Source organism: Microbacterium sp. HMWF026 (assembly GCF_003061325.1).
In the GTDB taxonomy this organism is placed as follows: Bacteria; Actinomycetota; Actinomycetes; order Actinomycetales; family Microbacteriaceae; genus Microbacterium; species Microbacterium testaceum_E.
In genome coordinates, this window is record NZ_QAJB01000401.1 from 1 (window position 1) to 4,051 (window position 4,051).

A 4,051-nucleotide genomic window follows, 5' to 3' on the forward strand; every position below is an offset into this window, starting at 1 on the left:
GCTCGGATCGGGCAAGGGCCGTGCGACCCCGTCGCGCGCCGAGCAGGAGGCCGCGCGCAAGCGTCCCCTGGTGCCCGACACCAAGGAGGCGAAGGCCCGCGCGCGCGCCGAACTCGCCGCGCAGCGCGAGAAGGCCCGTATCGGCATGGCGGCCGGCGAGGAGCGCTACCTGCCCGTCCGCGACCGCGGGCCCCAGCGCCGGTTCGCCCGTGACTTCGTGGATGCCGGATGGCACCTGGGCGAGGGCGTCATGCCCTTCATGGTGCTCGTCATCGTCGCCACCCTGATCCCCGTCGCGTTCTTCCAGTACTGGTCGTTCGTGGCGCTGTGGATCTTCATCCTCTTCGTCGTCGGCGACATGATCATCACCTCGATCCGCGTCAAGCGCGCGGCGAAGGAGAAGTTCGGCGAGACCCGTCTCGAGAAGGGCCTCGGATGGTACGCGGCGATGCGCACGGTGCAGATGCGCTTCATGCGCCTGCCCAAGGCGCAGGTCAAGCGCGGTCAGTACCCGGTCTGACCCGGAATCCACGTAGAAGCGGCGCGCCCTCGGGCGGGCCGCTTCTACGTGGATTCACCCGCGAGCGAGACCGCGGTTGATCTGTCGGGCCCAGAGGGGGCCGCGGTAGAGGAAGCCCGTATACCCCTGGACCAGGGTGGCGCCGGCCGCCACGCGCTCGCGCACGTCATCGGCGGTCTCGACTCCCCCGGCCGAGATGACGACGAACCCCGCCGGAACGGCCGCCCGGACCAGTCGCAGCACCTCGATCGCGCGCGCCTTCAGCGGGGCGCCGGACAACCCGCCCGCCCCCATGCCCTCGACCTGGGCCGCCGGGGTCGACAGTCCCGCACGGTCGATCGTGGTGTTGGTGGCGATGATGCCGGCCAATCCGGCGTCGACGGCCAGGCGGGCGATGTCGCCCACCTCGTCGTCCGCCAGGTCCGGCGCGATCTTGACCAGCAACGGCGTCCGCCCCGCCGCCTCACGCACGGCCGTCAGCAGGGGACGCAGCGTCTCGACGGCCTGCAGACCGCGCAGACCGGGGGTGTTCGGAGATGAGACGTTGACGACCAGGTAGTCCGCGAGGGGAGCGAGCAGCCGCGCGCTGCGGACGTAGTCGGTGGTGGCATCCTCGACCGCGACCACCCGGCTCTTGCCGATGTTCACCCCGATCACGGGGCGACGACGTGCGCGCCGGAGACGACGCAGACGCGCCGCGGCCACGGCCGCGCCCTCGTTGTTGAAGCCCATCCGGTTGATGACCGCGCGGTCCGCCACGAGCCGGAAAAGACGAGGCTTGGGGTTGCCCGGCTGCGGCAAGGCGGTCACCGTACCCACCTCGACGTGCCCGAAGCCCAGGGCGCCCAGGCCCCGCCCCATGGTCACGTTCTTGTCGAAGCCGGCGGCGACGCCGAAGGGCGAGTCGAAGCGCAGACCCAGCGCCTCGACGCCGAGACCCGGCGCGGGCGCGGTGAAGCGACGGACGACGGATGCCACCGGCTCGACGCCGGCGACCCGGATGACGAACGCCCCCAGGTGGTGGGCGAACTCGGGGTCGAAGCGGGTGAGGACCGTGCGGAACAGGAGGGGATACATCCCCGCCAGGCTACTGGACCGCGCCGCCCTCGACACTCCTCGCGCGCGCGGCGTGATCGGCCCGCAGCTGCGCGATCGCGGCGTCGAAATCATCGAGCGAGTCGAACGCCTGATAGACGCTCGCGAAGCGCAGATAGGCCACCTCGTCGAGCTCGCGCAGGGGACCCAGGATCGACAGGCCGATCTCGTTGGCCTCGATCTGCGACGACCCGGTCTGGCGGATCGCCTCTTCGACCTGCTGCGCCAGGACCGCCAGGTCGGCATCCGTCACCGGTCGCCCCTGGCACGCCTTGCGCACCCCCGACATGACCTTTTCACGGCTGAAGGGCTCGACGACGCCCGACCGTTTGATCACGTTGAGGCTCGCGGTCTCGACGGTCGAGAAGCGACCGCCGCACTTGGGGCACTGTCGACGACGGCGGATGCTGAGGCCGTCGTCGCTCGTGCGCGAATCGATGACGCGCGAGTCGGGGTTGCGGCAGAAGGGGCAGTGCATGACGGCGCCTCAGGCCTCGAAACGCGCGGTGACGGCCTCGCCGTGCGCCGGGAGCGCCTCGGCCTCGGCGAGGGTGACGATCGCGTCCTTCACCCGGGACAGCGCCTCGCGGTCGTACTGCACGACCTGCTGCGGACGCAGGAAGGTCGCCGCGGACAGCCCCGCGCTGTAGCGGGCCTGTCCCCCGGTCGGCAGGACGTGATTGCTGCCGGCCAGGTAGTCGCCGAGACTCACGGGCGTGTAGGGGCCGACGAAGACCGCCCCCGCGTTGACGAAGTCCTCGGGACGCGGGTCGGCGAGGTGGAGCTCGAGGTGCTCGGGCGCGTAGGCGTTGCTGAACGCCGTCGCCTGGGCGAGGTCGTCGACGAGCACGACGGCCGACTGGGGACCGTGGAAGGCCGCCGTCACGCGTTCGCTGTGCCGCGTCGCCTCCACGCGCGCGGGCAGCGCCGCCTGGACGGCATCGGCGAGGGCGGCGGAGTCGGTCACGAGCACGGCCGAGGCCTGCTCGTCGTGTTCGGCCTGGCTCACCAGGTCGACCGCGACGAGGTCGGGGGTCGCGGAGTCGTCGGCCACGATGAGGATCTCGGTCGCGCCCGCCTCGGAGTCGGTGCCGACGCGGCCCGCGACGGCGCGCTTGGCCGAGGCGACGAAGTTGTTGCCCGGACCCGTGACGACGTCGACCGGATCGAGCTCGATCTCGGCGACACCGTGGGCGAAGGCGCCGATCGCGCCGGCACCGCCCATGGCGTAGACCTCGGTCACGCCGAGCAGACGCGCGGCGGCGAGGATGACGGGGTGAACGCGTCCGCCGAACGCCGCCTGCGGCGGCGACGCGAGGGCGACCTCGCGCACGCCCGCGACCTGGGCGGGGACGACGTTCATCACCACGCTGGAGGGGTACACGGCCTTGCCGCCCGGCACGTACAGACCCACCCGCCGCACCGGCTGCCACCGCTGCGTCACGCGGGCGCCGTCGGAGAGCTCGGTGACGGTGGGAGCGGGGACCTGAGCTGCGGATGCCGTGCGCACACGGTCGATGGCCTCGTCCAGGGCCGCGCGGATGGCGGGGTCCAGATCGCGCAGTGCCTCGTCGAGGTGCGCGGCGGGGACGCGGATGGCGTGGTCGCTCACGCGGTCGAAACGCGCCGCCTGCTCGCGCAGCGCCTCTTCGCCCCGGCGGGCGACATCGTCGACGAGTCGCGCCGCCGTGGCCAGCGCCTCGTCGCGAGCGGCATCCGCTCGGGGGACGACGGCGAGGAGCTCGGCCGGCGAGAGCACGCGGCCGCGGAGATCGATCGTGCGAAGCATTGCTCCAGGCTACCGGCCCCCTGCGAGCCGCCTCGCGCGACGCGGGCGGCTCGCAGGCGGTGCTCAGCCGCGGGTGACGCCCGAGACGTCGTGCAGGTAGCCGATGCGGCCGTCGTCGTGACGCACGACGAAGGTCTCGCCGCGGTCCTCGACGACGAGCGCCCACGCCGTGGGTCCGATGTGGAAGATCGGCGTGCCGTAGTCGTCGACGATCTCGCGCTGCTCGGGCGCCAGGGCCCAGAACGCCTGCGCGTGCGGGTGGTCGTCACGACCGTGGTCCGCCCGATCGTCCTGATCGCGCGCGCTCTCACGACGGTCGTGCTCCGACGTGCGCAGCGGCGCGAAGATGTCGGTGTCGTTGTCGTCCTCGACGGTCGAGTCGCTCGACCGGTCGCGGTCGGACCGGTCTTCGTGGCGGGTGGGGAGAACGCTCGTGCGCGGTTCCGCGCCGTCGTGGGACAGGTCGGTCGAGCCGGTGTAGCTGCCCGGGACGGGGGCGTCGTCGGCGTGCGCCGTCGCGTGGTGGGCCGTGGCCTCGTGCACCGCCGCGCGGTGGGCCGTGCCGTCGTGCGCCGGGGCGTCATGGGCCGTACCGTCGTGGGCCGTACCGTCGTGCGCGGCGGCGGACGCCGCGGGCGTGCGCGGGG

The 4,051-nt window shown here is 72.7% G+C and carries 4 protein-coding genes and 1 pseudogene; 1 reads left to right on the top strand and 4 read right to left on the bottom strand.

The features are described 5' to 3' along the window. Positions 1 to 520: DUF3043 domain-containing protein (locus DBR36_RS14835; protein ID WP_108320524.1), on the top strand; the 520-nt coding region annotated here is incomplete at its 5' end. 54 nt (positions 521 to 574) lie between these two features. Here DBR36_RS14835 and DBR36_RS14840 read toward each other — a convergent pair. From DBR36_RS14840 to DBR36_RS18580, 4 genes and pseudogenes are all read right to left on the bottom strand, one after another. Continuing rightward, positions 575 to 1,597: a quinone-dependent dihydroorotate dehydrogenase gene (locus DBR36_RS14840; protein WP_108320525.1), complete on the bottom strand. Its 1,023-nt coding sequence runs from the start codon at positions 1,595 to 1,597 to the stop codon at positions 575 to 577. A gap of 10 nt (positions 1,598 to 1,607) precedes the next feature. Continuing rightward, on the bottom strand, positions 1,608 to 2,093 hold the full coding sequence (gene nrdR / locus DBR36_RS14845; protein WP_108320526.1) for a transcriptional regulator NrdR: 486 nt from the start codon (positions 2,091 to 2,093) through the stop codon (positions 1,608 to 1,610). 9 nt (positions 2,094 to 2,102) lie between these two features. Continuing rightward, the gene (gene hisD / locus DBR36_RS14850) at positions 2,103 to 3,404 is read right to left on the bottom strand and encodes a histidinol dehydrogenase (RefSeq protein ID WP_108320527.1); all 1,302 of its coding nucleotides are present in this window, start codon (positions 3,402 to 3,404) and stop codon (positions 2,103 to 2,105) included. A 63-nt stretch (positions 3,405 to 3,467) separates the two neighbouring features. Next, positions 3,468 to 4,051, bottom strand: a pseudogene (locus tag DBR36_RS18580) (hypothetical protein); the annotation flags it as partial.